The following is a 16,619-nucleotide window of genomic DNA, read 5'->3' as shown; positions in this document are numbered from 1 at the left end:
TTTAATTTATTTTTTCTAGTTTCAAGAACTCTAGATCTTTTTTGCGTAATGAAAATGAGCCACAATTAGTCTCAAAAGCTATTGGCCCACCGAAGATTGACTTATTTGTTACAATCATTTGTTGACCTTCAATTACGCCCATTGCGATTATTTTATCTTTGAACGCAGTTGGACAGTTTGTATGAAAGCCTCTAACAATAAATTTATCATTTTTGTTATAAGTCATAATAAAACCCTATATATTTACGTAACTATTAATTATAATCTTTTCTAGTATAATATTAACATATTAAACACTTACCAAGTTTAATAAATTTATTGAAAAAATACACTTATGAAAGATCTATCAAAGCTTGATATTCCAAAAAAAACAACCAAAGACAACTCTCAAGAGCCACCAAAACCAAAAAATACTAAGAAAAAAAAGATTTTAATAGCCTTAGTTGTATGTCTTTTAGCTGTAGCTATAGTATCTAAACTCATAAATAAGCATTTAAAGAAAATAAAAGCTGAACAAGAAAAAGTCAAAATAGAATTACAAGCAGAAAAAAATCAAATTCCAAAAATAGCAGATAATAAACAAAGCTCAAAAACAAACAGTAATGAGACAGCTGATTTGGCTGAAAAAGAAAATGACTCAAATGATAAAATGGTATTTACATTTTATAACAACCTTAAACATGATAGTGTTGAAGTAGATGTAGAGCCAGAAGCTCAAAGGGCTCAATATAAATATACTTATATTTATCAAATTGCTTCTTTTAGAAACATGGACGAAACTACTTGGTATGTTAAAAAAATGAAAGAAGATGGTCTTAACCCTCAATTTGATCGCGTTGGCAACTGGATTAGAATGTACATAGGTCCTTATGACAGTAAGCGTGCGATGGCACCGGACATCATCAAACTACAAAGAATTGGCCTAAATGGTGGTTTCCCTCGCGAGATTAGTCGTACCAAAATAGAACCTAAAGATAACAACAAAGATTCTAATTCTAAGCCCAAACCTTCTGATAAAGGTTCAACTAATTCAGCTAACAATAATTCATAAAACTAAAAATCTACTTTAAACGTTTAAATACTTTAACTTAGCGGAGCGAACAAACTAGTTCAAGAAAAATACCAATGATTTAATTAAAAGTTATTCTTTAATTCTCTTAATTTGACAAACATTTCTCTCCCTAAACTATAGTCAGGTAATACTTTCAAAAGAGCCTTATCTGTCATCGCTCTGATAAAAATATTTAATTTAGCTTCTTCAGCTAAATTGACTACTGGTTTATCCTCAGCAGCTAGCTCAGCAACTTGAGTTCTGTAATAATTAAAATAACTATCATCAGCAAGGATACTTAATGCAAAATCGAGATTACCAAGCCAGTAATCATGAGCAGGATATGGCTTAATATTACCATCTAGCTTAGTAATTTTGACTAATGAGTCATATAACTGATTTACATCTGCTGACTCAGCGTGTACACCACCAACCCCAGCGTTAAATAATGTATCGCCACAGAAAAGTGCACGTTCTTGCTCAAATAAAAAACTCACGTGATCAGCTATGTGCCCAGGCGTGTAGATAACCCTAAAATTAGTAAAGCCAAGATTTATAAAACTACCATCCTTGACATAAACATCTGGCTTGAATAACTCATTTTCGGTATATGCATAGACTTTCGCATTTGGATATAATGCTAATAATTTTTTAACTCCTGCAATGTGATCACCATGTTTGTGTGTAATCAATATAGCTTCAAGCTGTAATTTACTTTGTGTTATAAATTCAGCGAAGATCTCAGACTTTAAAGGATCTACAACTATAGCATGGCTTTTATCATATAAAAGATACTGATAGTTCCTTAAGCTATTATTTAAAAACCATCTTTTAATTTGCATACTGGTAACCTCACTAGTTATTGCCATAAACTACTCGTGCTACTGATAAGTCTAAGCCTGCTACTTCACCATTTTTTATAAAAAACTTACATAACGTATGAGAGTATTTTTCTAATTCTGCAGTAGATAAAAAGTCTTTAAGATATCTCTCGATATAATCATAAATCAACTTAAAACAGTAATTATCAGATTTAAGCATTGCAAAATCTAATAAAGTAAGAATACTATTATAATCTTGATTCGCCCTATCAAGTACCTTATCACAAAGTCTGCTAATTGGCATATTAAAGGCATTGATATACAACTTAAGCATTTCAGCAGATATATTTAAACTTGCTAATTGTTTCTTTGCAAACTTCTCTGCGCTAATCATTTCACCGAATTTAAGCAACTGTTCTAGATACACTCTACTTAGAACTTTAGTCGTATCAGATTTATTATAAATATCTGCTAGTTCATTAACATCTTTTGCTGCTGTTAAAGCTAGGATTATAAGCTTTTCCTCAAGATCCTCTTTTAGATAGGCATCGTACTTTTCTAGAATCTTCAATGCAAAAGCATCATTGCCATCTGCTAAAGCAATATTACCAGCAAGGTTTACAATATTAGGCATAAAACTTGAATCATTTTTTTCTAGCATTACAACTATTTTTGTTTGAGCTTCACTAAATTTCTGCACTAGGTAAAGCTTATATATTTCAAAGAATTTGTATGTAGAAGTCTTAGTATCAATATGTTTAAGAGCTTTTTCTAATTCTTTGATACCTTGAGTAGCTGCAATCACATCTAGCTTCCTAAAAAGAATATAGTCTTTTAAGTGTTTAGGCGTCAATCTCAAGATATAACCTATACTGAACTTTTTAACAAGTCTATTATTCTCTAGAGCTATATCAGCAACAAGTTCAGCAAATTTCTCCTGTTTATCTACACTAAATAATCCAATAAACCAACTAAATAACAAATATGGAAACTTAAAAGCTAATCTAACTATTCTAACACTAAGAATTAATATAAATAGTAGTATAAAAACTATAAATACAAATGCAACTAAATTCATTTTGATAGTTTTATCTGCTAACACCAGCATGATATAACCATGATACTTAGTTGCCCATATTCCAACTAATGTAGCTAAAGCAACAGCTATTATAAGTTTAAAAACTTTTATCATTTTTTACTTCCTTCTGTGCTTATATTAGTTTCAGTTAAATTTGATTGTTGAGCTAAAAGTTGATTTTGTTGCTTTGATAACTGGCTAATAAGTTTATCGATACTAGTATTAAGGCTATCAAGGTTTTGAGCTTTAATACTTTGTATAGCATTTTCAAGATTTTTAGCATCTTTATTTTGAACAAAATATTTTTTAACAATATCAACAAGATTATTTTTAGCCTTATCTATAGCATCTTGATTGTTAATATACATAGCACTTTGTAGTGAAATCAAAGCTCTGTATAAATTATCAGCAACAAACTCTTTAGTCTGAGTAGTTGCTACTAGAGTTTGATTTTTTGGTATATCTTGAATCTCAACAATAGCGCTTAAAAGTTTGATATATTTATTTTGTGACTTTTGTGACTTAGCGGTAGTAGATATATTTTCTGGTGTTAAGTACTCAAGTTTAGCAAACTGCTGCTCAATTGTGATAAACTCTTTGATAATATCATCTCTTGATGAGTATTGCTCTAAAGCACTATTGATATTTTGACGCTCACTAGCACTTACAGTTGCCACCCTGCTAGCTTGTATTTTATCAAAGGCACTATCTACTAACTCAGATGCTTTTTGAGAATCTCCAGCAAAAACCATCACATCTTTAGCTAAAATCAGATAATTTATAGCTGATTGAATGTTTATCACACTCATTTGCATATACAAATCTTTTGCAGGAAGCGTCATTTGATTATTAATAGTTGTGAGTTGTGATTGAAGAGCCTTAATATGCTGTGTCAGGGCATCATTTTGTGCACTTAAGACATCAGAGATACTCTTTTGCTGGTCTTGAGTTGATTTAATTGCTTTAAGTTGTTTGTCAAAAGCTGTATAAGCTTGAAGATTTGCATTAGAATTTTTAATCTGAGATATAGAGTTAATAAGCACATAGCTAGACAAACCTATAGCAACTATAGATATCACTAGTGTGATCTTAACAAATATCCCTACTGAAGATTTATTACTTGCTATTGTTGTTTTCTGAGCTGATTTATTTTGAGTGCTATTTTGTTGCTGGGTGTTTTTTTCTACTGACATCTTTTGCCTCTGTAAATTCTAGTATTCTTTGACAGATATAATTATTATCTAGTTTCTCAAGTTTTAAGGTGTTTTTAAAGCCTTGTTGATTAACAAATTTTAGCATCTTTGGGCTTGTTATGGTAACTGTTGCAGCTTTTGGAACAGTTATTTTTTCAAAAACTCTATTTAGTGATTTAAAAACATCAAGACTTGTAGCAATAATAATACCCGGTTGCTGATGCAAAAAAAGTTTATTATATTCATTAGTCAACTCATCGATTTCCATAAAAACTCGTGAATATGTCTCAAATTTATGACACTGTGTTAACTTAGATAACTCTTCAACCAAAAGATTATTACCAGAAACTCCAGAAATAATTGCAAACTTATCTGTTGAAATATCATAATTTAATATAATATTCAAAAGCTCTTGCGAACCATGCCTAACTGGATATATAGCATCAAGTTGGTATTTTTTTAACACAGCAGCAGTACTAGCACCGACGCTATAGATTTTTTTGTTTTTAAACAAATCAGCATCATATTGACTAAATAGGCTTTTAACAGCATATTTACTAGTAAATACTAAACTAGTATATTCAACGACATTCTTAGCTATTTTTTGATAACAAATTTTGATAGTTGGTAAACTTATAGCCAAAAGACCATTTAGGCAGAGTTGCTCCGTTAAACTATCAGCATCATCCTGAGGTCGACAAACTAATATTTTCATTTACTGATTTTTTTAGCTGTAGCATATATATAATTAAGCATAGATCTTAAACCATTTGCACGCGTTGTACTTAAGTTATTGCCAAAACCTATTTGCTTGATGAAATCTGTATTTGAAGCTAGTATTTCTGCTGGAGTTGCATTATTATAAACTCTTAGGAGCATTCCAATTAAACCAGAGACTATCAAAGCATCACTTGTAGCTATAAATTTTAGCTTACCGTGGTCTATATTACTATCAAACCAAACCTGCGATTGGCAGCCTTTGACTAGATTTTCTTCGGTCTTCTTATCCTCAGGGTATTCTGGCAACTGCTTAGCTAATGAAATCACATAATCATACTTATCTTCCCAGTCTTCAAAAAATGATAGCTCTTCGACTAATTCTTGCTGTCTCTGAACAACTTGATTTTCCATCTCTTTATTAGTTTATAGTAGTTGTGTTGATTTAGAATATCTTATCATATACATGCAAGTATATAAACTTGTTAAAAAAATTAATCTAAAGACTCTGAAAAATATTATTGATATTCAATAAATATTCGATGAATATAAAAATAATAAGGAACCATCTTTTGCGATTAGTTAGTTGTTAAATTAATCAGATAGCAACTATTGTAAATATAGTCATGAAATATCCTTTAGATAAGTTTAAAAAAATCAGCGTTTACAGAGAAAAAATTATAAAATTTATAAAAATTAGTTGACAGCTTATTAAAACACTCCTATAATAGCCATTGTTGTTCCCCGATAGCTCAGTCGGTAGAGCAGTTGACTGTTAATCAATTGGTCGGCGGTTCAAGTCCGTCTCGGGGAGCCACTAAAAATTCTGAAAAATTTTCCATAATACTAATAAGTTTTACTTAGGGCTGTTTGGTAGTTTATATTTTTCTCCTCCTTTCTTATCTCTAAATTTATGAATTCTAAATAGCCCTAAGTGTGTTTATCATTAGCATATCAAGCTTACTTATATATAAATTTAGAATTTTCAATTTAACTTATAAGATAAACTAGAATATAATTTGACTATCAAATAAATGATAGGATTTAATAAAATGGTATTTTTAATATTCTCAACAACGCTACTTAGCTTAATATTTGCCATAATAGATAAGTATAAAATAGCTAAAATACTCTTTTTTATATCACTAGGATTATTATTAGTGGTATTTATCCCGCATACTATCAGATACATAAATATTCAGTTATAAGGAGATCAATATGAAACAAGATATTCTAGACTTTTTTGACTCTTTAGCTATCATTGGTATCTGTATAATCTTAGCTATGGCTTTTTATTATCAGCTATTTCTTCAAGAATTACCTTGTGCATTATGTGTGTTTCAAAGAATGGCTTTAAGCTTACTAACTTTTGGCTTGTTACTAAACTTAACTCATGGCAATAGCTATAAGCACTATCTGCTTATAATTTTAGTTGCGTTGTTAAATGCGGCTATGGCAATTACTCAGATACTTTTACATATTGTTCCAGGCACTGGAAATTATGGTGATGCAGTGTTTTCATTACATATGTATACTTGGAATTTCATAGTAAGTATTATTTTTATCTTATATGCTACTATTTGTGGTTTAATCACCCCAAATGAAAATAAAAAGAAAAAATTAAGTCTCGTAGCAAAACTAGCTATTATCCTAATCTTAATCCTAACATTAGCAAATACACTAAATGTATTTGTTGAATGTGGTCCACACTTATGCCCATCTGATCCAAATAGTTATTGGCTCTTTAACCTCTAAAAAATTTATAAAATACTATTGACAAGAAAATTAATGCGCATATAATTTATAGTCCCAAAGATAATTTCAATCCCAGCATTGAAAATTGTTACAGCAGTAGCCAAAAAAAATGCATGTGCTAGCTATAAAAAATGACTCTAGATGGTACTTTCCTTAGTTTTTTCATATCTCCTTAACTTCCTTCTATCTAGAGTCAATTTTTATATTTTATAATTATTTTTTTGCTATAATTTAGCTCATATTTTTATTTTTAAATTTACAGATCCCATGAAGGCAACACAAACTCTAATTGCTACGACAAAAGAACTTCCAAAAGAAGCAGTTCTAATTAGTCATCAATATATGCTTAAAGCTGGTCTTATCAAAAAACTAGCCTCTGGTATCTATACGTGGATGCCACTAGGTCTCAAGGTACTCCAAAAAATTCAAGACATCGTCCGTGATGAGATGAATAAGGCTGGTGCTAGTGAGCTACTCTTACCAAGTGTATTACCTTCAGAGCTTTTACAAGAAACACACCGTTGGAATAAATTTGGTCCAGAGCTTTTAAAATTACGCGATAGGCATGATAGAGATTTCTGTTATGGTCCAACACACGAAGAGCCAATTGTTGATATGGCTAGAGATACTATCAAAAGCTACAAACAGTTACCTTTAAATCTCTACCAAATCCAAACCAAATTCAGAGATGAGATTCGCCCTCGTTTTGGTGTAATGCGGGCGCGTGAATTTATTATGAAAGATGCTTATTCATTTCATGAAAATAGTCAATGTTTACGCAACACTTACGACACCATGTACACAACCTACTGCAACATCCTTGATAAAATAGGCTTAGCATATCGCCCTGTTAGGGCTGATACTGGAGCTATAGGTGGTGATAACAGTCATGAGTTTCAGGTATTAGCAAACGCTGGTGAAGATATTATTTGTTATAGTAATAGTTCTGATTATGCCGCAAATATTGAATTAGCTACTTATGCAAAACCTGATTTAAACCAAAAAGCAATCTCTAAGAATCCAATTACAAAAATCCATACACCAAACATTAAAACAATTGATAAGCTTTGTAATGAAATGGATTTTGATATCAAACAGACTATTAAAACTATGGTTATTAAAGATGCTAAAGGCAACTTCTTTGCTTTAGTTATCCGTGGTGATCACGAACTAAATGAAACTAAAATTAATAAGCTTGAACAAATTGCTGCACCGTATACATTAGCAACTAGGGAAGAGATTTACTCAATCTTTAATGCAAATCCTGGTTCACTTGGCATATATAACTGTCCTATCACTATAATTGCTGACTATAGTGCAGTTACAATTACAAACCTAGTTTGTGGTGCTAACCAAGATGATTATCACTTTACAAATGTAAACTGGGATAAAGATGTAGCTAACTACCAGGTTGCTGACATTAGAAATGTAATAGCTGGTGATATTTCCCCTGATGGTAAAGGAACACTAGAGCTTACAAATGGTATCGAAGTTGGTCATATTTTTGAGCTTGAGGATGTTTACTCAAGACCAATGAATGCCAATATAATCGCTCAAAATGGTAAATCCAAACCAATGCTTATGGGTTGCTATGGTTTTGGAGTATCACGAGTAATAGCAGCAGCAATCGAGCAATCTCATGATGAAAATGGCATCATATGGCCACAAGCTATAGCTCCATATCAAGTCGCAATACTACCTATCAATTACACTAAATCTGAAAAAGTCAAAGAAGTTGCTGATAAACTTTATCAAGATTTGCTTGCAAATGGTATCGATGTCCTTTTAGATGATCGCGGTGCTAGACCTGGTGTAATGTTTGCTGATGCTGATCTAATTGGTTACTCTCATCATGTAGTGATTGGTGATAGGCTACTAGAACAAGGCTTAATTGAATATAAAAATCGTAAAACTCAAGAAAAACAGCAAATAACTATTGCAGAGTTGATGGAGATTTTAAAGTAAGTTCGCTAATATGGTTTTATGCTTAAATTTAGTTTAAACAATAAATAATTACTTTTATTCTCGATAATAAATCGATACTAATAAAGCTAAATTTATCAAGCCACTTATACTATAATCTAATTAATGTCTTAATATCTAAAAAACTACTATGATTCAAGCAAAACCTTATATTGACATGACGCCATCTGTATATGGCAAATTTGCTTTGATGGCTGCTAAACACAAAGCTGTAAACTTCACTCAAGGTGCTCCAGATTTTGATACGCCAGAGTGGCTAATTGAGCGTACAAACTTTTACATGCAGCAAGGCAAAAATCAATACTCACCAATCCCAGGTGCTACTGCGCTACGCAAAGCAATTGTAAAAAAAACTAAGCGATGCTACGACGTAGATGTAACTATCGATAATGTAGCAATTACCGCAGGTGCACAAGAAGGTTTATTCTGTGTAATTTCTGCTTATGTTGGTCAAGGTGATGAAGTTATCATGTTTGATCCAATATTTGATACTTACGCAGGGGTTACAAAATTTAATCAAGGGAAATGTGTCAGACTAAAACTACTGCCAAATGGTAATATAGACACAAATGCTATTGCAAATGCGATTACAAACCGTACTAAACTTATAATACTAAACTCTCCTCATAATCCGCTAGGGTCAATTATAACCAAAGATGAATTCAAAGAAATTGCAAAGATTGTCAAAGATAAAGATCTGCTAGTAATTTCTGATGAGGTTTATGAGCATATCTATGCTGGAGAAAGTTTTACAAGTGCTATACAAATAACTGAGCTACGTCATAAGCTAGTAGTATTCCAATCGCTTGGTAAAACTTATAATCTCACTGGCTGGCGCCAAGGTGTGACTATTGCTCCACCACAAGTGATACAAAATATGCTTGCAATAAAACAGTTTGCAACGTTTTGTGCAGTACATCCAATGCAACTAGCTTTGGCTGAAGGTATCTTAGAACATCCTGAATATTATGAAAACCTGCATAAACTCTACAAAAAACAAAATCAATTACTAAGAGAGAACTTAAAAGGTTCAAGATTTAAAATTCTTGGTTGGCAAGGTTCACCGTTTCAGATACTTGATTATAGTGATATAAGCAATGAAAATGATGATAATTTTGCTAGCAATTTAATCAAAGAGTATGGTGTTGGTTTAGTACCAATATCATCACTTTTTGAGCCTCCCCAAAATGGTCTTTTAAGACTATGTTTTGCTAAAAAAGATGATGAAATAATCAAAGGAGCTAAAATCTTAGCAAATATCTAACTATAAATAAACATATCTATTTAAAGTTAGTAGTATTAAGAGGCAAGAAGTTAAATATTTTTTAGTAAGAGAGTATATAGCTTAATAGAATACTAAGTATTAGCGTAGCGAATATTTCCTTCTATTATACCTATTAGAGCCGATGATCTAATTGAGTTCCCTTGACTACCATATTTAATTGAAATTCTTGTAGCATTATTAGGTAACTTCTTCATTGCCACTTGTAATGAGTCTGTAGGATCACTATCACTAGCAGAATCTATCTCAGCATCAGTACCATCGTTTTTGTTAACTGATATATCGTATGGATTGCCTTTATAATCAAATGTTTGGCCATTTTGTATTGCTTGAAGAGTAGCTTTATAAACTGTTTTAAAATTATAGTTAAGAGTAGTTATATAATAACCATACTCATACTGAGTTCCTTTGTCACAAGCACAACCTGAAATAACAACTAAAGCTAGAGCCAAAAAAATTACATAAATTTTTGCTTTTAATCTTTTCATAGTCTTTTGATATACATAATTTAATTAAATGCTATTATCTTATTGCCTTATTTATTTGTCAATATACAACCTAGCTTTATAGCAACGTAAATTCACTATTAAATAATTTGCTAAAGCTTGCTAAACTTTCTAGACCACCTCGACATCTTTTTTTATATATAAGGATAATAGCTATGTCAAAACTAAAAGTTAGTGTAATCCAATCAGATATTGTTTGGGATAATAAACAAGCCAACTATAATAATCTAGAGGATAAAATTGCAGATATTGATCAAGATACTGATGTTATCGTGATGTGTGAGATGTTTAATACTGGTTTTATAATGAATCCAATTAGTGAAGCAAGTACACAACAAGACATCGTTAATTGGATGTACAGCCAAGTAAAAGGTAAAAACTATGCGATAGTCGGTAGTGCTGCTACTTATAGTGATAATAAGATTGTCAACCGACTCTATTTTGTAACCCCTGATAAACAGGTTTATACATACGATAAAAATCACTTATTTATCCATGCTGGTGAAGACAAAAAGTATACAGCTGGTAATAAGCGTCAAATTATCAATTATAAAGGTTTTAATATCCTTGTGACAGTTTGCTTTGACTTAAGATTCCCAGTCTTTAATTGCAACAATAATGACTACGATATCCTAATTAATGTCGCCTGCTGGCCAGAATCTCGCCGTCAACATTGGCAAGCATTACTAACAGCTCGAGCTATAGAAAACCAAGCTTTTGTCATAGCATGTAATCGAGTTGGTAGTGACCCTAATTTTAGTTACGCTGGTGACAGCATGATTATTGATTATAATGGTGATGTATTAGCTCATCAAGAATTCAAACAAGTTACCTTAAGTGCAATCCTGGATAAAAATAAACAAAAACAACATCGTAGTAAGTTTAATTTTCTTGCATCTCAAGATAAATTTACTCTTCACCTCTAATAGATTTGGCTAGTTTTTGCAATACGGCATTAACAAATTTATAGCCTTCTTCGGTCCCCATGCTATAACATATCTCAACATACTCTTTTATAATTATCTGATATGGGTTTTCAAGGCACTCTATCAGTTCTGCTATAGCTGCTTGCAAAACTGCATAATCGACATAATTAATTGATTCAACACCATTATTTGAGTTTTCTTGAATGTATTTACTTATAGAATCTTGATTTAAGTTAACCGCATCTATAAGTCTATAGAAAAGATCCCAATCAGTATAGTGCCTATCAGCGTTATCAGCATAATACTGAATCTTAAGCTCAGCAAACGTATTATCGGCAACTTTCTTTTGGTACAAAGCTTGTACAGTATATAAACGAGCATTATTTCGAGCTCTAGCTGTAGTTTTCATATATTCCTTTAATGTTTTTTTAGATAAATTGATATATCATATATTTTGCAAATAACTATTATAACCTATCAATAAAAAATATGTATAAATGGTGGCATCAAATTGATCTAAAAGATATGTCTAGTGAACAATGGGAGTCAATCTGCGATAGATGTGGACTTTGTTGTCTAAACAAACTTCAAGATGATGAAACAGATGAAGTTTACTACACTAGAGTTAGTTGTAAGCTTCTTGATATTGGCAAATGCCAATGCAGCATGTATCAAAAAAGAAAACAGCTTGTACCTGAGTGTGTAAATCTAACCTACAAACAACTAAAAAATCACGCTCATAAATGGTTACCTAATAGTTGTAGCTATAAACTTTTATTTGAAGGTAAAGATTTACCTGATTGGCATCATTTAAATACCGGCTCAACTGAAGAAATGCACAAGCAGAAAAAATCAGCAAAGCATTTTGCTATTTCTGAATATGAATTAGATGTCAATGAGTATTTAGAAGACTTTATCATAAAAATAGATAACTAAGTTAATATTTCTAGTATATAATTCGCTTACTCTATACTATTGGGCATATTGATGTCTGATTTACTTGCGACTAATCCTTTCTATGAAAAAATAATTGTTGATTACCTCAATAAGGGTTTTTGTATCATTGATAACTGGCTAACAACTGATGAAACTAACAAATTAACACAACAGCTAGAAGAACTTTACCAAGCAAATTATTTTAAAAAATCTGCTGTAGGCAATCGTTTAAATGAAAGCCTCGAAAGATCAATCCGCAATGATTTTATTTTTTGGCTAGATGAGACAAAATATGCGCAAGTATTTTTTCAAAAAATAAATAGTTTCATTGAGTATATTAATAAGACCTGCTTTGCTGGAATAGTTACTAAAGAATTTCATTACGCTGTTTATCCTCAAGGATCTTTTTACAAAAAGCATATTGATACTTTTCAAAATGATGATCGACGAACGATATCGATAGTTTGCTATCTTAATCAAGTTTGGCAAGATTCTTCTGGTGGACAGCTAAAACTATATTTAAAAGATCAAATACTAGAAGTGTTTCCAAATAATGGCAAAATAATTCTTTTTGATAGTAAAAGTATCGAACATGAAGTCTTACCAGTACTTACAGAGAATAAGAGATTTAGTATTACAGGCTGGCTAAAAACTAATTGATAAAATATAAACCGACTCCCAAAACCACTAGCATAACAGCAAATATTATTTGTAAAACTTTATCATTGAGGCTTTTTTTGACTTTAGTTGCCAAAAGCATCCCAATAGCACTACCAACTATAAACATACTCGCGATGTACCAGTTCATACTAGTTTCATCATAATGAGATATAAAGCCAGATATTGATACTACAAAAATTACTAACAACGATGTATTAATAGCTCTTTTAAGCGGCATCGCTGTTATAAAAACTAATGCTGGTACAATTAAGAAGCCACCACCCACACCAAAAAAACCAGTCAATGTACCAACGACACCACCACTTATCAATAATGCCACTATACATCTTGGTCCGATACTCTTACAAACTGATTTCCCTGAGTTTGACATTAATTTTGCTTTTATCAAGCTCCAAACACCTATCAAAATCATCAATATTGAAAAGCTTAGCATTAATAGTTTATCTGATAATCCTTGCGAGATATAATTACCTATCGGTGCAAAAACAACCCCAGTAACAAACATTACAGCTGCTGCTATATAGTGGATGTCATGTTGCTTATAATTAACTACAAGACCAAAAATTGCTGTAAAACCAACCACAAGCAAAGATATCGTAACAGCACTATGAAAATCTAAACCAACTCCATAAGTAAGCAAGGGAACTGCCAAAATTGAGCCACCACCACCTGTCAATCCTAGCGCGATTCCACAGATAAAGCCAAAAACTATCAAAAACATTTATTCTTCCATACCACATTTCAAATTTGCTGGAACTGCAATATCTATATAGTTTGGTGGTGGTAGCTTTAAATCAGCCATTAACTTAGCGTAATCATCTGGTGATTTAACCTTCAACCTTGGATTATTTTGTCTTTCTTCGGCAACACTACTACTGGTTATACCATTATAGTCATGACCAGGATAAATAATTGTACTACCTGGTAAAGTCATTAGCTTATTCATGATACTATCATATGCTGCATATGAGTCACCATTTTGGAAATCAGTTCTACCAGATCCTCTTATCAATAAAGTATCGCCTGTGAAAAGCATATTTTCAGTAATAAAACAGTAGGAATCATCTGTATGACCGGGAGTATACAAAGCTTTTAGTTGATAGTTACCAAATTCTAGGATATCGCCATCAAATACTTTTTTGGTTGCACACTCTGCTTTGCTTTGACCCCCGATAACAATATCACAACCAGTTTCTTTTCTTAAAATTCCAGCTGCGGTAACATGATCAGCATGGACATGGGTGTCTATTGCATAGATCAGTTTAAGATCTAGCTCTTTTAGCAACTTCAGATACTGATTAACGTTAAATCTTACAGAATCTATTATCACTGCTTGTCTGGTCTGCTCACAGCCTAGAATATAAGTATATGTATAAGTATCTCTGTCAATTAGCTGTCTGAAAATCATAATTCTCCCTAGATGTAACCATCACATTAGTTAAAACATTCCTTTATTTAATAAAGGAATGTTTTACCTGTCATACGTTCAATAGTATCATAATAATCTGAGATCATTATATAGCCACCGGCAATATTATATGCATTGTAGCCATGTTGTTGTAACAGCAAAACGACATTATATGATCTCTGTCCTGTTTGACAATGTACATATACCGGCTTATTTTTATCAAGCTCTGATAGTCTGACTCTTATTTCAGACATCGGTATATTTTTTGCATTTGTTAGCATACCTCGACGAGTTTCGCTAACCTCTCTTACATCGATAATTTGTGCATTTTGTGCTAATAACACTTCAACCTGGGTAAAAGCAACTTGCTTAAAATCACCTTTAAGCAAGTTATTGGCAACATAACCTGTATAGTTGACTATGTCTTTACCAGTTGAGTATGGTGGTGCATAGCATAACTCAAGATCTTGTAAATCCTCAACCGTCATCCCTGCTTTGATAGCTGTAGCAAATACATCAGCTCTTTTATCAACAATTCCTCTTCCTATAATTTGCGCTCCTAGCAGCTTACCTGTATTTTTCTCAAATAATATTTTTGTAAAAACATTTACCGCATTTGGCATAATACTAACTCTATCAAATGGTGCAATATAGACAACCTCATAGTCAATATCTAAGTTATGAAACTTAATCCAAGCCTCGTTTAGACCTGTTGCAGCGCCAGTATAGTTAAATATCTGAATAATTGATGAGGCAATATAGCCTTTATTTACTACCTTATAACCATTGATATGGTCTGCTATCAGACGACCTTGTTTGTTAGCAGGACCTGCCAAAGGTAAGCTGAAATCCTGAGCTGTAAGAGCATTTTTAACCAAAATAGCATCACCAGCAGCATAGATATTTTCATCAGATGTTTGATAATTATCGTTGACAATAATATGCCCAGTTTTTGCCAACTCAATACCCGCTTCTTTTAGGAAGTTAGTATCTGGTGCAACACCTATAGCCAACACAGCCAAATCTGTTTTTATCTCTTTACCAGACTCAAGTAAGACTTTATCACATTCAAAGCCGACAACTTTTTCACCAAGTAATAGCTTAACACCATTATCTAGTAGCTCTTTCTCTAAAAATTTTGCCATTTCATAGTCAAAAGGTCGCATAATCTGATTAGCCATCTCGATAATAGTCACATTAAAACCTCTTTTTTTGAGATTTTCTGCGACCTCAACACCGATAAAACCAGCACCAATCACTGTTATGTCTTTAACAGGCTTTTGCTTATTAAAAACAGCTTGATGAATCTTTTTGACATCAACAACATTTCTCAAGATAAAATGCTCAATTGTCTCAAGACCTCTAAAAGGCGGTACTATTGGCTTAGCTCCGACAGCTAAGATAACTTATCATAACTTTCGCTATATTTCTCACCGCTCTGGTGATTTAGAACTGTTACAAGCTTATTTACTCTATCAATAGCTATAACCTCAGCATTTGTACGTGCATCAATGTTATATTGTTTATCAAACTTCTCTGGAGTCATTAAAATCAACTTTTCAGCTGACTCAATATAACCGCCTAAATAATATGGCAAACCACAGTTTGAAAAAGACACATGCGAACCTTTTTCAAACATAATAATTTCAGCTGATTCATCTAGCCTTCTCAACCTTGCAGCAGCAGAAGCCCCTGCAGCAACTCCGCCAATGATTAGATACTTCTTAGTCATTATAAACTCCTATTTACAATTTATTATTTTCTTCTATTGTATGGTAAAAACTCTAACATCACCGCTAAACCACAAGTCCCTGTCAAACCAGCAAATAAAAGACCCGCACCAAAGAAACCACTTAAAATTGCAAAATATTGCGATACTGTAAATGAAAGCACCACACCTAAAAGCACCATGAAGCCAACAATAATTTGTACTTGGCGCATAATAGGTAGAGGTTCTTTAACATTTTTTTGTGTTGGTTGCTTATACTGTTTCCAAGCATTCAAACCACCATCTAACAAATAAACTTTCTTAGCATTTAAGCCAGCAACTTTGCTAGCTGCTTGATTTGTTCTATTACCTGATTGACAGTGAAGAACCACTACTTCATCAGCTTTAATATCAGCATCATAGAGATCATCAACAAGAATATTCTCGGCACAATCAATACACTCTCTGCTATGCTCAGCAGGAGTTCTAATATCTATTAGTTTAACCTTTTCTTTTTGTTGTAAATCAAGAAACTGCTTTACTGATATTTTCTCTACTTTATTCATTTTGATCT

At 32.2% G+C, this 16,619-nt stretch carries 18 protein-coding genes, 1 tRNA gene and 1 pseudogene; 8 read left to right on the top strand and 12 right to left on the bottom strand.

Annotated features, from left to right (window positions below):
* Position 1 precedes the first annotated feature (1 nt).
* On the bottom strand, positions 2 to 226 hold the full coding sequence (locus tag CGC45_RS02140) for a FeoA family protein (RefSeq protein WP_071628751.1): 225 nt from the start codon (positions 224 to 226) through the stop codon (positions 2 to 4).
* Positions 227 to 334: 108 nt separating this feature from the next.
* Between CGC45_RS02140 and CGC45_RS02135 the strand changes: the two genes are divergently transcribed.
* Positions 335 to 1,051, top strand: a complete 717-nt coding sequence (locus tag CGC45_RS02135; protein WP_071628750.1) for an SPOR domain-containing protein — start codon at positions 335 to 337, stop codon at positions 1,049 to 1,051.
* Positions 1,052 to 1,134: 83 nt separating this feature from the next.
* On the opposite strand, the gene CGC45_RS02130 is transcribed toward CGC45_RS02135, so the two are convergent.
* The 5 genes from CGC45_RS02130 to CGC45_RS02110 are packed head-to-tail and all read right to left on the bottom strand — an operon-like array spanning position 1,135 to position 5,274.
* Complete coding sequence (locus CGC45_RS02130; protein WP_071629948.1) at positions 1,135 to 1,893, bottom strand: hydroxyacylglutathione hydrolase; 759 nt, start codon at positions 1,891 to 1,893, stop codon at positions 1,135 to 1,137.
* A 13-nt stretch (positions 1,894 to 1,906) separates the two neighbouring features.
* Positions 1,907 to 3,064, bottom strand: a complete 1,158-nt coding sequence (locus tag CGC45_RS02125; protein ID WP_071628749.1) for a heme biosynthesis HemY N-terminal domain-containing protein — start codon at positions 3,062 to 3,064, stop codon at positions 1,907 to 1,909.
* Positions 3,061 to 4,143, bottom strand: coding sequence for a hypothetical protein (locus CGC45_RS02120; RefSeq protein WP_071628748.1), 1,083 nt, complete (start codon positions 4,141 to 4,143; stop codon positions 3,061 to 3,063). The genes CGC45_RS02125 and CGC45_RS02120 overlap by 4 nt, the downstream gene beginning before the upstream one ends.
* Complete coding sequence (locus CGC45_RS02115; protein WP_071628747.1) at positions 4,109 to 4,858, bottom strand: uroporphyrinogen-III synthase; 750 nt, start codon at positions 4,856 to 4,858, stop codon at positions 4,109 to 4,111. The genes CGC45_RS02120 and CGC45_RS02115 overlap by 35 nt, the downstream gene beginning before the upstream one ends.
* Positions 4,855 to 5,274: a SufE family protein gene (locus CGC45_RS02110; protein WP_071628746.1), complete on the bottom strand. Its 420-nt coding sequence runs from the start codon at positions 5,272 to 5,274 to the stop codon at positions 4,855 to 4,857. The genes CGC45_RS02115 and CGC45_RS02110 overlap by 4 nt, the downstream gene beginning before the upstream one ends.
* A gap of 327 nt (positions 5,275 to 5,601) precedes the next feature.
* On the opposite strand from CGC45_RS02110, the gene CGC45_RS02105 reads away from it, so the two are divergent.
* From CGC45_RS02105 to CGC45_RS02085, 4 genes are all read left to right on the top strand, one after another.
* Positions 5,602 to 5,677: transfer RNA gene (locus CGC45_RS02105), tRNA-Asn, on the top strand.
* Positions 5,678 to 6,078: 401 nt separating this feature from the next.
* Positions 6,079 to 6,615 (top strand): disulfide bond formation protein B, encoded by a 537-nt coding sequence (locus CGC45_RS02095; protein ID WP_071628745.1) that lies wholly within the window; start codon positions 6,079 to 6,081, stop codon positions 6,613 to 6,615.
* A 267-nt stretch (positions 6,616 to 6,882) separates the two neighbouring features.
* Complete coding sequence (locus tag CGC45_RS02090) at positions 6,883 to 8,580, top strand: proline--tRNA ligase (protein ID WP_071628744.1); 1,698 nt, start codon at positions 6,883 to 6,885, stop codon at positions 8,578 to 8,580.
* Positions 8,581 to 8,728: 148 nt separating this feature from the next.
* Positions 8,729 to 9,862 carry an aminotransferase class I/II-fold pyridoxal phosphate-dependent enzyme gene (locus CGC45_RS02085; protein ID WP_071628743.1) on the top strand — a complete coding sequence of 378 codons (1,134 nt, stop codon included), beginning with the start codon at positions 8,729 to 8,731 and terminating at the stop codon, positions 9,860 to 9,862.
* A 92-nt stretch (positions 9,863 to 9,954) separates the two neighbouring features.
* Here CGC45_RS02085 and CGC45_RS02080 read toward each other — a convergent pair whose 3' ends face one another.
* A complete protein-coding gene (locus tag CGC45_RS02080; protein ID WP_071628742.1) occupies positions 9,955 to 10,368 on the bottom strand; it encodes a DUF3568 family protein in 414 nt (137 codons plus the stop codon).
* Positions 10,369 to 10,541: 173 nt separating this feature from the next.
* On the opposite strand from CGC45_RS02080, the gene CGC45_RS02075 reads away from it, so the two are divergent.
* The gene (locus CGC45_RS02075) at positions 10,542 to 11,312 is read left to right on the top strand and encodes an amidohydrolase (protein ID WP_071628741.1); all 771 of its coding nucleotides are present in this window, start codon (positions 10,542 to 10,544) and stop codon (positions 11,310 to 11,312) included.
* On the opposite strand, the gene nusB is transcribed toward CGC45_RS02075, so the two are convergent.
* On the bottom strand, positions 11,296 to 11,721 hold the full coding sequence (nusB, locus tag CGC45_RS02070) for a transcription antitermination factor NusB (protein ID WP_071628740.1): 426 nt from the start codon (positions 11,719 to 11,721) through the stop codon (positions 11,296 to 11,298). The two genes, CGC45_RS02075 and nusB, sit on opposite strands and share 17 nt — an antisense overlap.
* Positions 11,722 to 11,801: 80 nt before the next feature.
* On the opposite strand from nusB, the gene CGC45_RS02065 reads away from it, so the two are divergent.
* Both CGC45_RS02065 and CGC45_RS02060 read left to right on the top strand, forming a co-directional pair.
* A complete protein-coding gene (locus CGC45_RS02065) occupies positions 11,802 to 12,248 on the top strand; it encodes a YcgN family cysteine cluster protein (RefSeq protein ID WP_071628739.1) in 447 nt (148 codons plus the stop codon).
* 51 nt (positions 12,249 to 12,299) lie between these two features.
* On the top strand, positions 12,300 to 12,908 hold the full coding sequence (locus CGC45_RS02060; RefSeq protein WP_071628738.1) for a 2OG-Fe(II) oxygenase: 609 nt from the start codon (positions 12,300 to 12,302) through the stop codon (positions 12,906 to 12,908).
* Here CGC45_RS02060 and CGC45_RS02055 read toward each other — a convergent pair.
* From CGC45_RS02055 to CGC45_RS02040, 4 genes and pseudogenes are all read right to left on the bottom strand, one after another.
* Positions 12,901 to 13,650: a sulfite exporter TauE/SafE family protein gene (locus CGC45_RS02055; RefSeq protein WP_071628737.1), complete on the bottom strand. Its 750-nt coding sequence runs from the start codon at positions 13,648 to 13,650 to the stop codon at positions 12,901 to 12,903. The genes CGC45_RS02060 and CGC45_RS02055 overlap by 8 nt on opposite strands.
* Positions 13,651 to 14,337 (bottom strand): MBL fold metallo-hydrolase, encoded by a 687-nt coding sequence (locus tag CGC45_RS02050; protein WP_071628736.1) that lies wholly within the window; start codon positions 14,335 to 14,337, stop codon positions 13,651 to 13,653.
* Between the two features lie 47 nt (positions 14,338 to 14,384).
* Positions 14,385 to 16,069 (bottom strand): annotated as a pseudogene (locus CGC45_RS02045) (FAD-dependent oxidoreductase).
* Between the two features lie 23 nt (positions 16,070 to 16,092).
* Positions 16,093 to 16,611 (bottom strand): rhodanese-like domain-containing protein, encoded by a 519-nt coding sequence (locus tag CGC45_RS02040; protein ID WP_071628735.1) that lies wholly within the window; start codon positions 16,609 to 16,611, stop codon positions 16,093 to 16,095.
* Positions 16,612 to 16,619: the final 8 nt, after the last annotated feature.

The sequence above is a fragment of the Francisella opportunistica genome, assembly GCF_003347135.1.
Lineage (GTDB): Bacteria > Pseudomonadota > Gammaproteobacteria > Francisellales > Francisellaceae > Francisella > Francisella opportunistica.
This window is presented reverse-complemented; position numbering and strand designations above follow the sequence as displayed.

Excerpts from the sequence above, each read along its gene's own strand:
- CGC45_RS02130 (WP_071629948.1), bottom strand. The coding sequence starts at position 1,893 with ATGCAAATTAAAAGATGGTTTTTAAATAATAGCTTAAGGAACTATCAG.
- CGC45_RS02095 (WP_071628745.1), top strand. The coding sequence starts at position 6,079 with ATGAAACAAGATATTCTAGACTTTTTTGACTCTTTAGCTATCATTGGT.
- CGC45_RS02135 (WP_071628750.1), top strand. The coding sequence starts at position 335 with ATGAAAGATCTATCAAAGCTTGATATTCCAAAAAAAACAACCAAAGAC.
- CGC45_RS02140 (WP_071628751.1), bottom strand. The coding sequence starts at position 226 with ATGACTTATAACAAAAATGATAAATTTATTGTTAGAGGCTTTCATACA.
- nusB (WP_071628740.1), bottom strand. The coding sequence starts at position 11,721 with ATGAAAACTACAGCTAGAGCTCGAAATAATGCTCGTTTATATACTGTA.
- CGC45_RS02080 (WP_071628742.1), bottom strand. The coding sequence starts at position 10,368 with ATGAAAAGATTAAAAGCAAAAATTTATGTAATTTTTTTGGCTCTAGCT.
- CGC45_RS02065 (WP_071628739.1), top strand. The coding sequence starts at position 11,802 with ATGTATAAATGGTGGCATCAAATTGATCTAAAAGATATGTCTAGTGAA.
- CGC45_RS02090 (WP_071628744.1), top strand. The coding sequence starts at position 6,883 with ATGAAGGCAACACAAACTCTAATTGCTACGACAAAAGAACTTCCAAAA.
- CGC45_RS02060 (WP_071628738.1), top strand. The coding sequence starts at position 12,300 with ATGTCTGATTTACTTGCGACTAATCCTTTCTATGAAAAAATAATTGTT.
- CGC45_RS02055 (WP_071628737.1), bottom strand. The coding sequence starts at position 13,650 with ATGTTTTTGATAGTTTTTGGCTTTATCTGTGGAATCGCGCTAGGATTG.
- CGC45_RS02085 (WP_071628743.1), top strand. The coding sequence starts at position 8,729 with ATGATTCAAGCAAAACCTTATATTGACATGACGCCATCTGTATATGGC.
- CGC45_RS02110 (WP_071628746.1), bottom strand. The coding sequence starts at position 5,274 with ATGGAAAATCAAGTTGTTCAGAGACAGCAAGAATTAGTCGAAGAGCTA.
- CGC45_RS02050 (WP_071628736.1), bottom strand. The coding sequence starts at position 14,337 with ATGATTTTCAGACAGCTAATTGACAGAGATACTTATACATATACTTAT.
- CGC45_RS02125 (WP_071628749.1), bottom strand. The coding sequence starts at position 3,064 with ATGATAAAAGTTTTTAAACTTATAATAGCTGTTGCTTTAGCTACATTA.
- CGC45_RS02075 (WP_071628741.1), top strand. The coding sequence starts at position 10,542 with ATGTCAAAACTAAAAGTTAGTGTAATCCAATCAGATATTGTTTGGGAT.
- CGC45_RS02040 (WP_071628735.1), bottom strand. The coding sequence starts at position 16,611 with ATGAATAAAGTAGAGAAAATATCAGTAAAGCAGTTTCTTGATTTACAA.
- CGC45_RS02115 (WP_071628747.1), bottom strand. The coding sequence starts at position 4,858 with ATGAAAATATTAGTTTGTCGACCTCAGGATGATGCTGATAGTTTAACG.
- CGC45_RS02120 (WP_071628748.1), bottom strand. The coding sequence starts at position 4,143 with ATGTCAGTAGAAAAAAACACCCAGCAACAAAATAGCACTCAAAATAAA.